This window comes from Clostridium oceanicum (genome assembly GCF_039521385.1).
GTDB classification, from domain to species: Bacteria; Bacillota; Clostridia; order Clostridiales; family Clostridiaceae; genus Clostridium_F; species Clostridium_F oceanicum.
In genome coordinates, this window is record NZ_BAAACG010000019.1 from 602,042 (window position 1) to 619,549 (window position 17,508).

Below are 17,508 nucleotides of genomic sequence, written 5' to 3' on the forward strand. Positions count from 1 at the left end.
TAATCAACCCCCTATTTTAACTTTTATACCTGCTCTTTCAAATTTCTCCTTAAGCTTATTCATATATTCATCACTAGGCTTTTCATCACCTGTAAGTTTATATTCCATATCTAACCTTTTATACTTTTCCATACCCATTTTATGATAAGGTAATAAGTTTACCTGTAATACATTTAATTTTGATATAAACTCTATAGAATCATCTATATTTTTATCATCATCATTTACTCCAACTACTATAGGCATTCTTAAAAATATATTATGTCCATGCTTTGAAAGTTTTTTTAGGTTACTAAGTATTAAAGTATTATCTACTCCTATATATTTCTTATGTTTTTCTTTATCCATAACTTTCAAATCATATAAAAATAAATCTATTCTATCTCTTATTTTGTCAAAACTCTCCCATGATGCATATCCACTAGTGTCTAGTGTTGTATGAACTTCTTTTTCCCTGCATTCATCTAGTATTTCATCTATAAAATCTACATGAAGCATAGGTTCTCCCCCAGAAAAAGTAACTCCACCACCGGAATCTTCATAAAACATTTCATCTTTCATTACTTCATCCATAACTTCTTTTGAAGTTAAATCTTTTCCAACATATTCTCTTGCATCATTTGGGCAAAAATCTGCACATTTACTGCAAAGAGTACATTTATTATTATCAATTATAGGATATCCATCTATAATTTTTATTGCATTTTCTGGGCATCTTTTAATACATATCCCACAACCTTTACATCTTTCTTTAAAAAACATTATTTGATGCCTTTTATTTTGAGTTTCAGGATTATGACACCACCAACAATTTAAAGGACAGCCTTTGAAAAAAACTGTAGTTCTTATTCCAGGGCCATCATGTACCGAATATTTTTGTATGTTTATAATAGTCCCCTTTTTCAAATTAATCATCCCCTATATATAACTTTACTCATTATATTAAAAACATTAATTCTGTTTTTAATTTTCAATCAATTTATTGTTTACTCTTTAAAAAAATTTGGAGTATGAACAGCTATTAATTTAACAGGCTTATTAGTAAAATTAGCCCAATTATGATCTTGATTTGAGTCATAATGTCCACTGTCTCCTGGATATAATTGATATTCTTGATCCTCTATAAATAAAGTTAATATTCCTTCTTTAACATACACAAATTCTTCTCCTTGATGCTTATAACAAACTACATCTTCATCACTAGATGTAGGAAGTATTTCTATTAATCTTGGAATAAAAGATTTATTTTCTAAATCATTACTTAAATTATATTTAATAAATCTATTGTTCTCTATTTCAAATACTTCTTTTTCATAACTTCTAACTATAACCTTATTTTTGTTTTTTGTAACTTTAAAAAAATAAGTTAAATCTACATCTAAAGCCTCTGCTATTTTACTTAAAGAATCTATTGCTACAGTAGTTAATCCTCTTTCTAACTGTGATAAAAATCCTGTAGATAGATTTGTTTTTTCACTTAATTCTTTTAAAGTTAACTTTTTATCATTTCTTAAACTTTTAACCTTCTTACCTATATCTTCTATCATATTTATCTCCTCAACTTATATTTATAAATTTAATTATTATATTATCTGCTATTTTCACATTTAATTATAATACATACTCTTGATATAGATAAATTAATTTAAATTTACTTTATTTATATATTTTGTATTTAAATATAATACACTATTACAAATCTGTTTGTTAAAATATTATTAATGTTTCCGATTTCATTATAATATAAAAGTAAAATAAAATCTATACATTTTTTAATTAATTTCAATATAATTTTCACCACAATGAATTTTATATGGTATTTTAAATAAAATTATTTTATTTTTTCTACATTTTTATATGTTTTTTTACTTATACTAAAATAAATCACTTCTTAACAATTCTGTTTCAAAAGCTATATTCCTACCATATTTAGTCTTTAAATTAACAATTTCATATTTATAAAAGCATAAAATTAAACATTACCCTAAAATTTAATATTTTTTTCATGCCCTTTTCCATTTATCTTTCATTATTAATATTTTATTTTAATCTAACTTATAAATTATTATAAAAAAATAGAAGAATGATTTTACACCCTTCTATTTCTTATATATATTAATTTTATAATACTTATTTTATATCTTGTAATAGCTCTGATAACTTTTGTTCTGATATTAATTTTGTATTATGCTTTTTAGCATCCATCATTTTTGAAGGATTAGCTAAATCTCCTACTAATAAATAATCAACATCCTCTGTAACATCTTCTCTTAAAATACAATTACATTCTTTTAATAAATTTTCATAATAACTTATATCTTTATTTAAAAAGCCTGTAATAGATATTTTATATTTACTTTTATCTTCTTCATCTTTAACTATAGACTCTGGGTGGACATAAATAAATAAATTTAATAACATTTGTTTATGTTTTTTTAAATTTTCTATTGTTTCTTTTTTTATATTAGAAATCTTTTCTAATCTTTTAAAATTATTATTATTCATATCTATAACTAAATTAGCAAAATCTCCAAATTCATTTGCTACTTTATAGGCTTCTTCATAAGTAATATTAGGTATTGCTGAGGCACAAATAAATTTATCTAACTTACAGTTTTTAGATTTTTGTATATCATTATAAATTTTAATTGTCTGTTCTTTAGATAGGTTACAACTTAATAATTCTTTTTTTGTTATTTTAAATAAGCTATATATATTTTTTAATATTCCATCATCATATAATGTAGATAATTTTTCTCTATCTAATTCTTTTATATTTAATCCATCTTCATTTATCATCTTTTCTATTTTTTCTAGCAGTTCATTTTTATTCATAATATACCACCAACTTTTTTTATTATAAAAACTCTTTATCTCTTCTAGTTTTTAAATTTTTTATTATTAAATAAATTATTTTTATTTATTCTAACCTCTTGATCATAAAAAGGAGATTTAAACACTTTTAAATATCCTATGTATTATTTTTGAATCCTGAGATTCTAACTCTGCTAATTCTTCTATTGTCATTATATCATCTGAAAAAGAACTTAGACTATCTATATTTCCTATTTTTGAACTAGTATATATAAGAACACTTAAAACTTTAAATTCTTTTTCATCTTTTAAATTATTAAATTTATTAATAAAATCTGGATGAGTATAACTATGTCCATCTGTAATAAATACTATATCTGCTTTTTTAAATTTAGATTCACGTATAACATCTAAAGCTTTATTTAAAGGAGTTTCAAATAAAGTTCCTCCCCCATCAAATCTTTCAGCTATATCTAAAATTTTTTCTGGATCTTTTTTGTCTTTTTCTATTATTATTGGATCTAAAGCTTCTTCATTAAAAAGTATAGCTCCGTAATTTCTTTTTTCCTTTTGAGCTATTTCAAGAAGTGCAATAGCTACAGCTTTAGACCATTTTTCCTTTACACCTTTCATACTACTAGACATATCTATACATACAATCATAGGACCTCTTGATTTTAGTTTATCTGATTCCAAATCATATTCTAACAGTTGTTTTTCGCTATATTTTCTATAAAACTCTTTCTTAGTAGATTTATTTGAAAGTAGCATTTTTTCACTAGGCAAAGTATGTATTATATCATTTCCCCTTTTAACAGATTTAATAGAAACTGCCCCCTCTTCATATCTTCTTTTTTGATCTCTTAATGCACTTTCTTTAAATCTTCCTATAATATTTGAAAGTTCTTTAAGTTTTTTAGATTTTCTTATTCTGTTTAGGGCTCCTATTTTATCTTTAAATTTAATTCTAGAACTTTTATTAGGCTTATCTCCTAATCCCCAATCTTTAACATAAGCCATAGATTCTTTAACTTGTTTTTCTACATCGTTAAACCCCTCAGTCATTTCTTTAGATAAATCATTTATTTCTTTTTCACTTTCTTTAAGTCTATCATCTATATCTTGCTCAAATTTATCAATATCCTCTTCTATATTTTCTATATCAGAATCTATGTTTTTAATTTTATTATTTATTTCTTCTTCAGTTGAATCTGAAAAATTTTGAAGGTCACTATCTATATCTTTATTAGTATCTTTTTTTATTTCCTCTAACTTTTGTTTTTCATCTAATAATTCCTTTTTATTTTCAAAGGCCTCTTTCATTGCTGAAATCATCTGAGATAAAGTCTTATCCTCTCCTTTTTTATTATCATTAGATGGATTTTTCATATTCTCTAGCTTCTTATTTTCTAAATCATTAAATTTTTCAACTGCTTTTAAAGCCTTTTTTCCTATTATTTCACAGGCTGTAGCTGAATTCATTTCATCTAAACTACAAAATTTTCTCAAGTTTTTAAATTCACTAGACTTTACTAGTTTTCTTATTACTTTATTATTTATTTTATATATAGATTCCATATTTTTTTCATCATATATTAATGGTTGATATTTATACAAACTTAAAAAAATATCCTTATGTAAATTATCAAAAACCGGTAAAATACTTTTACCTTTTGATACTAATTTCTGCATAGTATTAGATACAAAATATATATCTTCATAAATATCTAAATCAAATTCATAATGTTTAACTGAATACTCTCTTTTATATGAAGCTTTTTTTATACCTAATATAGAATCTAAATCTTCATCCTTTTTTTCTTTTTTTATTTTTAAATTTTTATCTTCTTCAAAGATTACATCATAATAATTTACATTCATTAAAAAGCTCCCTTCAATAAAACATATAAAGATAAATAATTAGAAACTAAAATTCATGATTAAAATCTATTCCTAAAACTTCTTTCATTATTTTTTTATTATAATCTTTAATATAATTTTTCTTTTCTATCATAGAATCAGTATTTTTTCTTTTACTTTCTGCTTCTTTTATAAGAAAATCTAGTTTTTTTAATATATTTTCTATACTTACTTTTCCTTCTATGGTAGATCTAATTTTTTCGTCTTTATTTTGAATAGAATCTATTTCTTCTTTTATTTCATTAAATTTTCTCATATAGTCATTAACTTTGTCATCATATGGATTTATAACCTTAGTTATTTGAGTTTCAATAATGGCTACATCTTCTAGTTCTGTCCATAAAACATTTGTCAAAGCTTCAAAATCTTCTACAACAACATAATTTCTTTCTTCTAATATTGCTGCTCCTTGAAGTACTTTAAGGCATTCATTTTTTCTTCTATCAGATATTATAATACCTTCTCTTTTTAACCCTTCCATAAGTTTTATAAAATCTAAATATATATGATCTGATATTTCAACATCTTTTACTTTATTTTGGATAGTGTATATCTCTTCTAGAGATATTTTTGTCTCTAAAGAAGCTTCTTCATCTCTTCTTCCTTTTACATAATTTTTAAGCATCTTTATTTTATTATCTGTATCCTTTATATAATCTAAATGCTCCCTAAAAATTATTCTATCATATAATGCATTTAAACTATCATCATCTGGTATTTCATTACTAGCACAAAACATACTAATTAATGGTACCTCTATAATTTTAGAATCATTATAAAATATTTTTTCATTTAAAATAGGTAATAATATATTTAATGTAGGTTCATTACTTTTCCATATTTCATCTAAAAATACTATATTAGCTTCTGGAAGCTTACCTTGAGTTTTTCTTAAAAATCTATCCTTTTCAATAGCTTTAATGCTATATGGTCCTAATATTTCTGATGGGTCTGAAGTTTTATTTAAAAGCCATTGAAAATATTTAGAAGCTTTTATTCTCTTACATAAATTACTTATAAGCAAACTTTTCCCAGTTCCTGGAGGTCCATATAAGAACATATGCTGGCCTATTACTAAAGCTCTCATACAATCTTTTATTACATCTTCACGCTCAATAAATTTATCATTCAATTCTTTTTCAATCTTTTTTAATTTTGTTATTCCTTCTTCTAATAACTTATTTATTTCACATTCTTCTACTTTAATATTCAAATCTTTCTTTTTTTCTTGTAATCCTTCAATAAAATCATTATAATCTTTCATTTAATGTACCTCCTGTTAAATCAATAGTAAGATTAATATACAGTATATTACATATTGCCCATTATACATATTTAAATAAACAACTAAGATATTTAATAATTATTTATTTAAATGGGCCTTAAATCATCATAAATCTATTATAACAGAATTATTGTTAAAGTTTTCATATATATATGTTGGTTTTATATAACACATATTATATTTTTATACTTTTTTTGTAAATTTTTAATGTAATATAAATATCTCCTTCTTTCTCTTTACTGCTTTTAATATTTTAATTTTTTATTAAATTTAAAGAGGAATTTTGTAAAATTTGTAGAAGAATATATAATATAAGAGAAAAAATTCAACTTATTAACTATTATAATTTTAAATTTAGATTTAATTAAAAATTATGATAAATGAAAGATAAGCGTCACATGTAAAGGTTGTAATTAGTCATTTTATGTTTAATCTAGTTAAATTTTTAACTTCAAAATAACATATTTTGTTATTACTTGTTAAAAACCTTGTATAAGTTTAAAATATTTAAAAGAGCAAACTTATATATTTCTAATAAACAACTTCTTATGAGTATACACTTTTAAAATTAGGAAATAATAAAACTCATTCTTTTATAATAGGATGAGTAAATAATTGCTGCAATTTTAAAATTAGTTTTCTGCTTTATGATAAAAAATCTATTATTATATAGATATATTTTATAAATACATTACATTAATCATATTTAAGGAGGAAATTTAAAATGAGTTTTGAATTACCAAAGTTTACACCACCAGATTTCACACAAGATTTTCTTGCTTCAGCTCCTCATGCTAAAACTGCTGAAGTAACAAAAGATGGAGTTGCTCCTAAAAATTTTCACTTAACATCTGTGTTCCCAGAATATTATAATGTTGAAGGAAAATGGGTTTTACCTATACAAACATCTTTAGATTGTGCAGCTGTTGTTAGAAATGCAAACACTGTAGAAGTAGTTGAACTTAGAAGTTTAAAAGTTGGTGATAAAGTAGTTTTAGGTAAATCATCAGATGCTAGCGAAGGTATTTATAAACATATTAAAGGTTTTGATAATATATCAAAAGTACGCCAAGGTAGATCTGTTGAATCATCATTCTCTAAAGACTACAAAAAATTGTATGAACTTTTAAAATATGAAAAAGAAAATAACGGTCACATAGTTTGGGTTCTAGGACCTGCTGTTGTATTTGACCATGATACTAGAATAGCTTTATCAGAGCTTGCTGAAAACGGATATGTTAATGCTCTTATGGCTGGTAACGCTATGGCTACACATGATCTTGAAGGTGGATTACTTGGAACTGCTTTAGGACAAAACATCTACACTCAAGAATCAGTACCTCTAGGTCACTATAACCACTTAGATTTAATAAATGAAGCTAGAAGAGCTGGATCTTTAGAAGCTTTACTTTCAGAAGGAAATGTTAAAAATGGATTTATAAAAACTTGTATGGAAAGAAATATTCCTATAGTACTTGCAGGTTCAATAAGAGATGACGGTCCACTTCCTCCAGTATATCATAATGTTACAGGTGGATTAGACGCTATGAAAGAACAAACTGATAAAGCTACAGTTATAATCTGTCTTGCAACTGTTCTTCATTCAGTATCTACATCTGATTTAGCATCATCTTATAGAGTAGTTGATGGTAAAGTTAGACCTGTATATGTATATTCTATAGATATATCTGAATATGCAGTTAACCAAGTTGCTGCTGCTAGAGAATATGTAGGCGTTAATACAATAGTTACTAACGTTCAAGACTTTGTTGTTAACGTTAAAAAGAATTTACTTGAAAAATAATTTTAAGAAATTTATGACACATTAATATGTTTTTAGGAGGAGATTTTAAATGAGTTTTGAATTACCAAAGTTTACACCACCAGACTTTACACAAGATTTTCTTGTTTCAGCACCTAACTGTAAAACTGTTGAAGTTATTAAAGAAGGAGTAGCACCTAGACATTATCACGCTATGTCTATATATCCTGAATATTTTAAAATAAATGGAAAATGGGTTATTGCTAATGAAAGCCGTATGGATACTGTTGCAGTAGTTACAGATGACGACGACATTGATGTAGTTGAATTTAGAAATTTACATGTTGGAGATAAAGTAGTTGTTGGAAGAACTGAAGATGCTAGTGAAGGTGTTTATATGTACGCTGGCGGATTTGTAGCTAAAGATGGAAACAGCGATACTTTTGCATTTAGAAGTGGTAGATCTAGAGAAACTGCTTTCTCTAAAGATTATGATGACTTATATGAAATAATGAAATATGAAAAAGAACATAATGGTAATATAGTTTGGGTTCTAGGACCTTCTCTTGCTTTAGATGATGAAGCTAGAAAATCATTTTCAAACCTTATAGAAAATGGATATGTTAATGCTCTACTTTCAGGAAATGCTCTTGGAAGTTATGATATAGAAAAAGGAATGTTTGGAACAGTTTTAGGTCAAGAAGATTTTGAAGCTGATGAAAATGCTCATTACAACTATGTTGAAGCTATAAACGAAGCTAGAAATGCTGGTTCTCTTGAAGAACTTATGGCTCAAGGAAAAGTTAAAGATGGTATATTAAAAGCTTGCGTAGAAAAAGATGTTCCTGTAGTATTAGCAGGTACTATAAGAGATAGATTTACTCTACCTAATGTTTATGATAATGTATATGAAGCTCAAGATGCTATGAGAAAACATACAAGAAAAGCAACTATGCTTATTTGTTTATCTACAGTTCTTCATACTATAGCTTCTGGAAACATGACACCATCTTACACTGTTAGAGATGGCGTTGTTAGACCTGTATATATATATTCTATAGATATTCAAGAATTCTCTGTTAACAAATTGTCTGATAGAGGAACTTTAGAAGTTAAAACAATCGTTACTAATGTTCAAGACTTTATAAACAATGTAGCTAAAGGATTACTTAAATAATTTCAAATAAAAAATATAATACCAATACTTAAACTAAAAATAGCATTTTCTAATATTAGGAAATGCTATTTTTTAATTTTATCTAAATATACCTTATTCTATTATTATTGCTGCAACAGGACAAGAACTTTCAGCTTCTTTAGCAGTATCTTTAACATCCTCTGGAACTTCATTTCCTATGACATGAGCTTTACCGTCATTACCCATTTCAAAAACTTCTGAGCAAATATTTGGACATAATCCACATCCTACACATGTATCATTATCAACTACAGCTTTCATTTAAGTATTCCTCCTATTTTAAATATATTTATTCTATATCTAGTATCTTCAAATTCATAAGATATTATTAGTCTATATATAATAAAGGATATTTAGTTTTAGATAAATTTTCACTTTAACTTAAAACCCTTAGTAATATGGAAATAATAAAATGATCATGAATACTTTTTACTTATATGGAAATAATTACACAATGTATGTGAAAACAATTAAAGCACATAAAAATAAATAATAAGTAAAAGGAGTAAATTTCATGAAAATAGGAATACCAAAAGGTCTACTCTCTTTTAAATACAATGTATTTTTTAATACTTTTTTTAAAGAATTAGGAGTTGAAGTTATAAATTCTACAGATACTAATAAATCTATTTTAAATAAAGGAACTAAATATTGCGTAGATGACGCTTGCCTTCCTATTAAAATATTTCATGGTCATGTAGATTCAATAAAAAATCAATGTGATTTAATGTTAATCCCTAGAATAATGGAAATAAAAAATAAACATATATGTCCTAAATTTTGCGGATTACCAGAAATGATTGAAAATAGTATACCTGACATGCCAAAATGTATAACTTATCCTCTTTATTTAAACTCATATAAAACTTTAAATAGATGGTCAATTAAAGCTGGTCTTTGTATTACTAAAAATTTATTTAAAATACAAAAAGCTTTCAAAATAGCCTACGAGGCTCAAAATAATTTTTCTACAGGTATAAACACCTTGGGAAAGTCTAAGCTTAATATAGCTTTATTAGGTCATCCTTACAATGTTTATGATACATATGTAAACATGAATATATCTAAAGTATTAGACAAATTTAATATAGGAATAGCTACTGAAGAAGTAGTTAATAGAAAAGATATTTCTATAGAATGTAATAGTTTATTTAAAAAACCATTTTGGATATTTGCTCAAAATTCTTATGGTGCAGCAGTAAATCTTGCTAGAAACAAAAAAGTAGATGGAATAATTTATGTATCATCTTTTGCTTGTGGTATTGATTCTATAGTAATAGAACTTATTAAAAACAAACTTACAAACTTCCCTATTTTGATTCTTAAAATAGATGAACAAACTGGTGAAGCTGGATTCCACACAAGAATTGAAGCTTTTGTGGATATGTTAGAAAGGAGATGTGGATAAATCTTGAAAGTTACTTTTCCTCATTTAGGTAATACCTGTTACGCTTTTAAAGCAACTTTTGATGCACTAGGAATAGACTATGTAATACCTGATTTTAGTAATAAAAAGGCTTTAGAAATTGGCTCTTTATATTCTCCAGATGAAATATGCCTTCCTTTTAAAATAATGATAGGAAACTATGTTCAAAGTATAAAAAAAGGTGCAGATACTATAGTAATTGTAGGAAGTTGTGGTCCTTGTAGATTTGGAGAATACTGTGAATTACAAATTAATATATTAAAAAAATTAGGATACGATCTAAATTTTATAGTTATAGATTATCCTAAAGATATAGGTACAAAAGAATTTTTAAATAGAATCTCTATTATTTCTAAAGAAAGCCCTAAAAAAACAAGTGAAAAATTAAAGGCTTTAAGTTACGGACTAAAAGTAATTAACATAATAGATGACCTAGAAAAAAGAGCTCGACTAAAGGCAGGATATGAATTAAATAAAGGTGATTGCAAAAAACTTCTTACAACTTGTAAAAAAGAAGCATTACAATGTAATACATCTAAAGAAATGATAAATTTATTAAAATCATACGATTATAAATTAGATAAAATACCTGTTGATAAAAATAAAAGACCTCTTAAAATCGCTATAATTGGAGAAATTTATACTATAATTGAACCTTTTTCTAATCTTTATATTGAAGATAAACTTATGGATTATGGTGTATCTACTAAAAGAGGACTATATCCTAGTTGGTGGGTAAAAAATGCTATCCTCTCTCCATTAAAACTTAATTCTTTAAAAATAAGAAAAGCTTCAAAAAAATATCTACCACTTTATATAGGTGGTCATGGACGAGAATGTATTGGAGAAGCAATTTTAGCAAAAAAACATGGATGTGATGGAGCTATTCAAATATTTCCTTTAGGATGTATGCCAGAAATAGTTTCAAAATCTATATTACCTACTATATCAAAGGATGAAGATTTTCCTATTATGACTTTAGTTGTAGATGAAATGACTGGAGAAGGTGGATATGTAACTCGTATAGAAGCTTTTTTAGATTTACTAGAAAGGAGAAAAGAACAACATGTATTATATGGGAGTTGATGTCGGCTCTGTAAGTACTGATATAGTCATAGCTGACAGTAATATGAACGTAATTGATTCTTTATATTTAAGAACTAGAGGTAATCCAATTTCAGCAATTCAAGAAGGATTTAAAACTTTAGGAAAAAAATTTGATACAAAACAAATTAAAGCAGTAGGAACTACTGGTAGTGGAAGAGTTATAGCCTCTTTTTTAGTTGGTGCTGACGTTGTAAAAAACGAAATAACATCTCATGCTGTAGCTTCATTATATCAGGATAAAGATGTTAAAACCATAATAGAAATTGGTGGTCAAGACTCTAAAATAATTATACTAAGAAATGGTATAGTAACAGATTTTGCAATGAATACAGTATGCGCAGCAGGAACTGGTTCTTTCTTAGATAGGCAAGCTGAAAGATTAGGTATACCTATAGAAGATTTAGGCGATTATGCCCTTAATGCAACTACCTCTGTAAGAATTGCTGGTAGATGTGCAGTTTTTGCTGAATCTGATATGATTCATAAACAACAATTAGGTTATAAACAAGAAGATATAATAAAAGGTTTATCTGACGCTTTAGTAAGAAATTATTTAACTAACGTTGGAAAAGGAAAGGAAATTATTCCAAAAGTCTTTTTCCAAGGTGGAGTAGCTTCTAATAAAGGCATAAAATCTTCTTTTGAAAATGCCTTAGGTTGTAATGTAATTATACCTAAAAATCACAAAGTAATGGGTGCTATAGGTGCTGCTTTAATGGCTAAAAACAAATTAGAAAAAACTAATTCTAAAACCTGCTTTAAGGGATTTGATATAGCTAATACTAACTTTGTTTCAAAAAGCTTTGAATGTAGCGGTTGCGGAAACAAATGTGAAGTAGTAAGAATACTAGCTAACGAGGAAATAATCGGTTCTTTTGGAGATAGATGTGGTAAATGGAGTAATAATTTAGAATACTCTAAATCATCTTCTTAAAAATATAAAATTAATATAAAAATAACAGAATGTTGTTTATTCAAAATTCTGTTATTTTTATATTTTATCTTTTATCAAACTATATATTATATTCTGATATTTTTTTATATAAATTAGCTCTACTTATTCCTAATATTTTAGATGTTTTATTTTTATTCCAATTATTTTTTTCTAAGCAATTAATAATAACTTCTCTTTCAACTTCTGAAACTATATCTTTTAAATATTTATTTTTTTCTATATTCATTCTTACAATATGTGTTTTTAGTATTTTTTTCGGTAAATGGTGAGGTTTTATTATAAAATCTGAGTCTAGTAAATTAGCGGATCTTTCTATAACATTTTCTAGTTCTCTAATATTTCCTGGCCAATCATAATTGCATAAACACTCTTTAGCTTCATTAGAAATTCCTTTTATATAAACTCCTAATCTAGCAGATACTTTTTTTATTAATGAATCTGATATTAATAATATATCTTCTTTTCTTTCTCTTAATGGTGGAACATTAATTCTTATAACATTAAGTCTATAGTATAAATCTTCTCTAAATTTATTTTCCTTAACTAACTTTTCAAGATTTTTATTTGTAGCTGCAATTATTCTAACATCAATTTTTTTTAATACATTGCCTCCTACCCTTTCTACTTCCCTTTCCTGAATTACTCTTAAAAGTTTTACCTGCATACTCATTGGCATATCGCCAATTTCATCTAAAAATATACTACCACCATTAGCTAATTCAAATTTTCCTTTTTTTCCACCTTTTTTAGCACCTGTAAATGCACCATCTTCATATCCAAACAATTCTGATTCCAATAAATCCGATGGTATAGCTCCACAATTAATTTTTACAAAAGGATCTAACCTTCTGTTACTAGCATTATGAACTGAATGAGCATATAATTCTTTACCTGTTCCACTTTCTCCTACAATTAAAATATTAGAATTTGTATTTGCAGCTCTTTTAGCAAGAATTTTGACTTTTTTATTCTTAGAAGATGCTCCTGCAATATCATTAAAAAAATATTTAGCTTTCCTATTTTTTTCTAATTTATTTCTGGATTTTTCATTGTTTGTTAAACTATCTAGCTTTCGAGATAAAAAATAAAAATCATTTATGTCCTTAAACATTATTTTACCTATGGCTCCAATAATTTTTTCTTCTTTTTTTATTGGAATCCTCATTGAAATAGTTTTATTGTGATTTATTTTTTGAACTTCTCCAATTTCCACATTACCACTTTTTAAAACTCTATGTAACTTTGTGTTTTTTATAACATCTTCTACATATTTACCTTCAGGGTTTTTACAATTTATAAATCTTTTATAACATTCGCTCATCAATACGATTTTACCATTTTCATCTATTACTACTATGCATTCATTTATAGTATCTAAAACTTTATTAACAACATCTAGAGTTGATTTATAATATTTTATTCTCTCTTCCATATCAATATATTTGCTATAATCTATAGATTCTGCTGATTTTAAGTCCTTTACTTTATTATAATCTTCTAATTCAATATGTTTATTATCTTTTAAATAGTCTTCCTCATTTCTTAATATATCTACATGTTTTTTATCAAAAATACCATTTTTATTTTTTAATAATTTTTTATTTTTATCGGATAGTACTTTATTTTTATTACTTATAGTTATTAAATCTTTGTTAATATTTTCACTTATAATTTTAAAGTCTTCCTCTATAAACATAAAATATACCTCCTAAGGAACTACCTTTAGTTTGATTATATATCTTATTACATTTTTTTTCAATTATTCATATATAATACATTAAGATTTTAAGCATCCTTTACTATTTTAAAAGTATAGCTTTATATATTTAATATCAAATATATAAAGGCTTAAAACAACTTATTTTTAATATTCAATTATAATAATATAAAAAAAATGAGATATATTTATATATCCCATTCTTTTTTATATGATTTATATATTTTCAAACTTAGATTTATACTTATTACTTATGTTTAACTATTAATTTTAACTATTAGCTTGCTTTATTTCTTCTATCATAGGAGGTAGTATTTTTTTATAATCTCCTACTATTGACATATCAGCTACTTTCATTATTGGTGCTGATTCATCTTTATTTATAGCTACAATATAATCACTTTCTTGCATTCCTGCTAAATGTTGAATAGCTCCTGATATTCCACAAGCAATATAAAGATTAGGTCTAACAGTTTTTCCTGTTTGTCCTACTTGATAAGCTTTATCTATCCAGCCATTATCAATAGCAGCACGGGAACCTGATATTGCACCACCCATTAAATCTGCTAATTGTTTTAATAAATCAAAACCTTCTGGACCTCCAAGTCCTCTTCCACCTGAAACAAGTATTTTTGCTTCACTTATGTCTTCAATTTGTTTAGCTAATTTAACAACATCTTTTATCTTTACTCTTATATCTGATTCTTTTAAACTTACTTTTACATTTTCAATAGTACCTTTTCTATTGCTATCTTTTTCTAATTTTGCAAAAACTCCTGGTCTTACTGTAGACATTTGTGGCCTATTATTTTCACAAGCTATTGTAGCCATTAAATTTCCACCAAAAGCAGGTCTTGTCATTAAAAGATTTTTCTTTTCATCATCTATATCTAAACCTGTACAATCTGCTGTAAGTCCTGTTCCTAATCTTGAAGAAATTCTTGGTCCTAAATCTCTTCCTATATAAGTTGCTCCAACTAGTAATACTTCTGGTTTTCTTTCTTCTATCAAATCATATATAACTTTTGTATATCCATCTGTTGTATAATTTTTTAATAATGGATTATTTACATATAGTACTTTATCAGCACCATGTTCTACTAACTGTTTTGGTATATCATCAATATTATGACCTAGTAAAACAGCTGTTAATTCTACTCCTAATTTTTTAGCTAATTCTTTACCTTTACCTACTAATTCTAAAGCTACCTTTTGTAGTTTTCCATCTCTTTGTTCTGCAAAAACCCATATGCCTTTAAAATCTGATATATTCATCATATCGCCCCCAACTTAAACATAATGTTTTTCTTTTAATTTTCCTACTGCAAACTGTGCCGCTTCTTTAAAAGGCTTATCTACTAAAACCCCTTCTCTTTTTGTTTCCTTTGTAACAGACTTCATAACTCTAGTTGGTGAACCTGAAAGACCTAATAGTGATTTATCAGCACCTATATCTTCTGCATTCCATATTTTTATTTCTTTATCAAAGCATTCGAATATATTTCTCATATGCATATATCTTGGAGTATTCAAATCTTTTATAGCAGTTAATAATACTGGCATTTTTACAGATATTATTTCGTAACCATCTTCTAATGCCTTTTTAACTTCTAAACCATCATTACATAAATCTACATCTTCTACATAAGTAACTTGAGGTATATTTAAATGTTCAGCCATCTCTGGTCCTACTTGAGCTGTATCCCCATCTATTGCTTGTCTACCAGCAAAAATTATATCATAATCTAATTTTTTAACAGCAGTAGCTAGTGCATATGAAGTTGCTAATGTATCTGCTCCTGCAAATGCTCTATCAGATATAAGTACTGCTTCATCGGCACCCATAGCTAAAGCTTCTCTTAATGCATCTTTAGCTTGTGGAGGTCCCATACTTATTACAGTAACTTTTGCACCATGATTTTCTTTTAATATTAATGCTTCTTCTAAAGCATTCTTATCATCTGGATTAATAATAGATGGAACTCCTTCTCTTATTAAAGTTCCTTTTACTGGATCTATTTTAACTTCATTTGTATCCGGTACTTGTTTTAAACAAACAACTATATTCATATAAAACTCCTCCTAGTGTAGTAGGTTATTAGCTATAACCATTTTTTGAACTTCTGAAGTTCCTTCATAAATTTCAGTTATTTTTGCATCTCTCATCATTCTTTCCATTGGATAATCTTTGGTATATCCATATCCTCCAAAGATTTGAACAGCCTTAGTTGTTACATACATTGCTGTTTCTGATGCATATAATTTAGCTTCTGCTGCATCTGCTGTAAATTTATATCCATTAGCTTTTTTCCAAGCTGCTTTATAAACAAGATGTTTAGCTGCATCTACTCTTACTTTCATATCAGCTATATACCATTGTAATCCTTGAAATTTAGCTATTTTTCTACCAAATTGTTTTCTTTCTTTCATATATTGAATAGCTCTTTCTAAAGCACCTTCTGCAATTCCTAGAGCTTGAGATGCTACCCCAATTCTTCCACCATCTAGGGTTTTCATAGCCATGTTAAATCCTTTTCCTTCTTTTCCAAGTAGATTTTCTTTTGGAACTTTTACATCTTCAAATATAAGTTCAGTAGTTGATGATGCTCTTATTCCCATTTTTTCCTCTGTCTTTCCTATACTAAATCCTGGCATTCCTTTTTCTAATATAAATGCTGAAATTCCTCTAGTTCCTTTACTTCTATCTGTCATAGCAATTACAACAAATACGTCTGCTACGCCACCATTTGTTATAAATATTTTTGAACCATTTAATACATAATGATCTCCTTCTAAAACAGCTACACTTTGTTGACCTGAAGCATCTGTACCTGCATTAGGTTCTGTTAAAGCAAAAGCTCCTAGTTTTTTACCACTTAAAAGATCAGGTAAATACTTTCTCTTTTGCTCTTCTGTACCAAACTCAAATATTGGCCAACAACATAAAGAAACATGTCCTGATAAAATTACAGAAGTAGTTCCACAGGATTTAGCTAACTCTTCAACTGCCATAATATAGCTTAAATAGTCTGTTCCTGCTCCACCATATTCTTTTGGATATGGCATTCCAAACATACCATACTTGGCCATTTTTTTTACTGTTTCCATTGGATATCTTTCTGTTTCATCTATTTCTGCAGCTAATGGTTCTACTTCATTTTCTACGAATTCGCTTAGCATTTGCTTAACAAGTTTTTGTTCTTTTGATAAACCAAATTCCATATTTAGTCCCCCTATTATTTCTGAAACTTTATTTTAACTATAATATTTTAGTATTAGGCATTCTAAAATAAATAATAAATAAAATATGCCACAGATATTTTG

15 protein-coding genes are annotated in these 17,508 nt (G+C 26.4%); 5 read left to right on the plus strand and 10 right to left on the minus strand.

Features of this window, described 5'->3' with window-relative positions; translation table 11 throughout:
• Nucleotides 1-3 precede the first annotated feature (3 nt).
• From ABDZ71_RS19310 to ABDZ71_RS19330, 5 genes are all read right to left on the minus strand, one after another.
• Nucleotides 4-906: a trans-4-hydroxy-L-proline dehydratase activase gene (locus ABDZ71_RS19310; protein ID WP_343764445.1), complete on the minus strand. Its 903-nt coding sequence runs from the start codon at nucleotides 904-906 to the stop codon at nucleotides 4-6.
• Nucleotides 907-986: 80 nt separating this feature from the next.
• Nucleotides 987-1,547 (minus strand): helix-turn-helix domain-containing protein, encoded by a 561-nt coding sequence (locus tag ABDZ71_RS19315; RefSeq protein ID WP_343764447.1) that lies wholly within the window; start codon nucleotides 1,545-1,547, stop codon nucleotides 987-989.
• 583 nt (nucleotides 1,548-2,130) lie between these two features.
• A complete protein-coding gene (locus ABDZ71_RS19320) occupies nucleotides 2,131-2,835 on the minus strand; it encodes a BRCT domain-containing protein (protein WP_343764449.1) in 705 nt (234 codons plus the stop codon).
• A gap of 117 nt (nucleotides 2,836-2,952) precedes the next feature.
• Nucleotides 2,953-4,695, minus strand: coding sequence for a VWA domain-containing protein (locus ABDZ71_RS19325; RefSeq protein ID WP_343764451.1), 1,743 nt, complete (start codon nucleotides 4,693-4,695; stop codon nucleotides 2,953-2,955).
• Between the two features lie 46 nt (nucleotides 4,696-4,741).
• A complete protein-coding gene (locus ABDZ71_RS19330; protein WP_343764453.1) occupies nucleotides 4,742-5,998 on the minus strand; it encodes an AAA family ATPase in 1,257 nt (418 codons plus the stop codon).
• A gap of 745 nt (nucleotides 5,999-6,743) precedes the next feature.
• Between ABDZ71_RS19330 and ABDZ71_RS19335 the strand changes: the two genes are divergently transcribed.
• Both ABDZ71_RS19335 and ABDZ71_RS19340 read left to right on the plus strand, forming a co-directional pair.
• A complete protein-coding gene (locus ABDZ71_RS19335; protein ID WP_343764455.1) occupies nucleotides 6,744-7,823 on the plus strand; it encodes a putative NPN-dependent ornithine cyclodeaminase in 1,080 nt (359 codons plus the stop codon).
• Nucleotides 7,824-7,872: 49 nt separating this feature from the next.
• Nucleotides 7,873-8,958: a putative NPN-dependent ornithine cyclodeaminase gene (locus ABDZ71_RS19340; protein ID WP_343764457.1), complete on the plus strand. Its 1,086-nt coding sequence runs from the start codon at nucleotides 7,873-7,875 to the stop codon at nucleotides 8,956-8,958.
• A gap of 93 nt (nucleotides 8,959-9,051) precedes the next feature.
• On the opposite strand, the gene ABDZ71_RS19345 is transcribed toward ABDZ71_RS19340, so the two are convergent.
• The gene (locus ABDZ71_RS19345) at nucleotides 9,052-9,240 is read right to left on the minus strand and encodes a ferredoxin (protein ID WP_343764458.1); all 189 of its coding nucleotides are present in this window, start codon (nucleotides 9,238-9,240) and stop codon (nucleotides 9,052-9,054) included.
• A gap of 253 nt (nucleotides 9,241-9,493) precedes the next feature.
• Here ABDZ71_RS19345 and ABDZ71_RS19350 point away from each other — a divergent pair, with 253 nt between their 5' ends.
• Genes ABDZ71_RS19350 through ABDZ71_RS19360 form a run of 3 tightly spaced genes read left to right on the plus strand, consistent with a single transcriptional unit; the run spans nucleotide 9,494 to nucleotide 12,446 of the window.
• Complete coding sequence (locus ABDZ71_RS19350) at nucleotides 9,494-10,387, plus strand: acyl-CoA dehydratase activase-related protein (RefSeq protein ID WP_343764460.1); 894 nt, start codon at nucleotides 9,494-9,496, stop codon at nucleotides 10,385-10,387.
• Nucleotides 10,388-10,390: 3 nt separating this feature from the next.
• Entirely contained in the window at nucleotides 10,391-11,491 is a 1,101-nt protein-coding gene (locus ABDZ71_RS19355; protein ID WP_343764462.1) for an acyl-CoA dehydratase activase-related protein, read from the plus strand.
• Entirely contained in the window at nucleotides 11,472-12,446 is a 975-nt protein-coding gene (locus ABDZ71_RS19360) for an acyl-CoA dehydratase activase (RefSeq protein ID WP_343764464.1), read from the plus strand. The genes ABDZ71_RS19355 and ABDZ71_RS19360 overlap by 20 nt, the downstream gene beginning before the upstream one ends.
• Before the next feature lie 79 nt (nucleotides 12,447-12,525).
• On the opposite strand, the gene ABDZ71_RS19365 is transcribed toward ABDZ71_RS19360, so the two are convergent.
• From ABDZ71_RS19365 to ABDZ71_RS19380, 4 genes are all read right to left on the minus strand, one after another.
• Nucleotides 12,526-14,163: a sigma-54 interaction domain-containing protein gene (locus tag ABDZ71_RS19365; RefSeq protein ID WP_343764466.1), complete on the minus strand. Its 1,638-nt coding sequence runs from the start codon at nucleotides 14,161-14,163 to the stop codon at nucleotides 12,526-12,528.
• 291 nt (nucleotides 14,164-14,454) lie between these two features.
• A complete protein-coding gene (locus tag ABDZ71_RS19370) occupies nucleotides 14,455-15,462 on the minus strand; it encodes an electron transfer flavoprotein subunit alpha/FixB family protein (protein ID WP_343764468.1) in 1,008 nt (335 codons plus the stop codon).
• A gap of 12 nt (nucleotides 15,463-15,474) precedes the next feature.
• Nucleotides 15,475-16,254, minus strand: a complete 780-nt coding sequence (locus ABDZ71_RS19375) for an electron transfer flavoprotein subunit beta/FixA family protein (RefSeq protein ID WP_343764470.1) — start codon at nucleotides 16,252-16,254, stop codon at nucleotides 15,475-15,477.
• 12 nt (nucleotides 16,255-16,266) lie between these two features.
• Nucleotides 16,267-17,406 (minus strand): acyl-CoA dehydrogenase, encoded by a 1,140-nt coding sequence (locus tag ABDZ71_RS19380; protein WP_343764472.1) that lies wholly within the window; start codon nucleotides 17,404-17,406, stop codon nucleotides 16,267-16,269.
• Between the last annotated feature and the right edge of the window lie 102 nt (nucleotides 17,407-17,508).